The sequence below is a fragment of the Streptomyces sp. NPDC002130 genome (genome assembly GCF_040296465.1).
Lineage (GTDB): Bacteria > Actinomycetota > Actinomycetes > Streptomycetales > Streptomycetaceae > Streptomyces.
Genome location: NZ_JBEOXI010000646.1, coordinates 1 through 1,875, shown reverse-complemented (window position 1 = coordinate 1,875; position 1,875 = coordinate 1). Strand labels below are relative to the sequence as shown.

The 1,875-nt window shown below is 61.4% G+C and carries 3 protein-coding genes; all 3 read left to right on the top strand.

Annotated elements, in window-relative coordinates:
• Positions 1-954: 954 nt before the first annotated feature.
• Positions 955-1,239 (top strand): hypothetical protein, encoded by a 285-nt coding sequence (locus ABT116_RS43965; RefSeq protein ID WP_351646444.1) that lies wholly within the window; start codon positions 955-957, stop codon positions 1,237-1,239.
• A 117-nt stretch (positions 1,240-1,356) separates the two neighbouring features.
• Complete coding sequence (locus tag ABT116_RS43960; protein WP_021343829.1) at positions 1,357-1,554, top strand: hypothetical protein; 198 nt, start codon at positions 1,357-1,359, stop codon at positions 1,552-1,554.
• Positions 1,551-1,874, top strand: coding sequence for a hypothetical protein (locus ABT116_RS43955; RefSeq protein WP_351646441.1), 324 nt, complete (start codon positions 1,551-1,553; stop codon positions 1,872-1,874). The genes ABT116_RS43960 and ABT116_RS43955 overlap by 4 nt, the downstream gene beginning before the upstream one ends.
• Position 1,875 lies beyond the last annotated feature (1 nt).

The window sequence follows — 1,875 nt, the reverse complement described above, 5'->3', positions numbered from 1 at the left end:
CCTCCGGCTGCGCCTGTCCGATCCGCGCGAAATCGCCGCCCTCAACTCCCTGCTCCGGCTGGGCGTTCCGGTGCGGCGGGGCCGACAACCCTTAAAGGCTGCTCATGTCTGCTTTTCGTGCACCCTATGGGGCCACCCGCCGGTGATGGGCGGGGCTAGGGCTTGACGCCCCACTCCCGCATTCTCGCGACGTACTGTCCGAGAAGTGCCGGTTCGTGTTGTGCGAGGAGCTGCTGATATGCCGACGGCAGGGCCAGTCCGTCCCGGAAATGTCGTTCCCGGAGGGTGCTGTGTACCCGGATTTTGCCGCGCTGGATCTTGTTGTGAAGCAACTGTTCTGGGGTGAGATGAGCGTTGCGCTCACGGGCTTTTTCTGCCAGGGTTGCGGTTGTTCGCATAGGGGTGACCTTCCGTGAGTGGAGGGTGGTCCTATGGGGTGCACGAATGTGCTCACACTGTGGAGTTCTCAAGGATCATGGGGGAGCGAATTTCACCCGACCAGATTCGGTGTCCGCACCCCAGCTGAGACTGGGGGGACTTACGGCCTTGCCGGCTGGCTTTCGTTGCCGGCTTCCAGTGGCCTTGTCAGTGAATGTCACTCACTGGCATGACCATAGTTTGCACTATGGGTACATAGTCTGTCAACACTTGGGTTAGATCCCAGGTCAAGGGTGGTTTGTCATGTCTCCAGGTGGGATCTAGGGGAGTGGCTACCCCCTGAGTGGTGGTCAGCCTGGACACTGCACTGGTGGCCCCCTGGTGGCCCCTGAGGGCTCATTTGCCCCTTGGGGTTCCCCAGGGGGCAGGATGGCACTTTCTGGCCCCCTAAGGGTAAATAGGGGGCACTATGACCAAATAGCCAGAATTAGCCCTGAGGACTTGACACACTATGCCCCCATAGTGTTACCTCAGTGCATGAAACCAGCTGCCCCACAACACAAAGGAGGTGAACCAATGCCAATCAAACAACACCCGGAAAGCCGACACGCCCACGCGATCCAGGCCTACCAAGCGATCCGAGACCTCGCCGACGCGCGAGCTCAACTCGACAAACTCCGCGCCGACGAAGGCCCGAGATACGAGGCCCAACTCGACGCCGTTGCCCGCGCCGAAATCGAACGCGTCCACTACGGCGACTACCCGGACACTCACAACCCGTTCTGGAACGCCGCCGACAACCCGTTCGGCAACGCCCCGCGTCGGCCCGAATGGTACGAGAACGACCCGGTAGGCGCCTGAATCAGGTGTCTACTATCCATCGCGACATCCGGTCGTCTACTATCCAACACAACACACAGAAACCGGATAGAATGGCAATGCCCCTGGCAGGGCGAACAATCCGAGAGGACACCCACAATGAACACCCCCAAAAACCGCAGAGCCCGGCACACATTCCGGCCCACCGACAACCGCGAACCCATCGCTGTCGAAACCCTCGCGAACCGCATCCACCGCGAAACGCCGTTGCAGTCGTTCAAAGCCGACCAGCGCGCCATGATCCACGCCGAAGCACGGCGCAGCATGATCGCCGCAGGCAAGGAGCTGAAACTGTGACCACCGCACTCGTCCGCAACGTCCACCTCACCGACAACGAACGAGCCGCGCTCACCGAACTCGGCATCGACACCAACCAGCGCGGCGTCGCCATCACCATCACCGCCGACACGTCCTGGCTCAACCTCACCGAGCCACACGCATGGATCGCCGATTGGCACACCGGCACCGACCACACCGATCGCGACGACAGCGGCACTCTCGACGAACTGCCCGAGCGCATTCAGGCAATCACCGACGACCCCGAGTTCAACCGGGAAGCCGGACTGTCCATCGAAATCTGCCGCTGGCACCTCTGGATCAACGGGCACCTGTCATGAG

Coding starts and splice junctions, on each gene's coding strand:
- ABT116_RS43965 (WP_351646444.1), top strand. CDS start 955: ATGCCAATCAAACAACACCCGGAAAGCCGACACGCCCACGCGATCCAG.
- ABT116_RS43960 (WP_021343829.1), top strand. CDS start 1,357: ATGAACACCCCCAAAAACCGCAGAGCCCGGCACACATTCCGGCCCACC.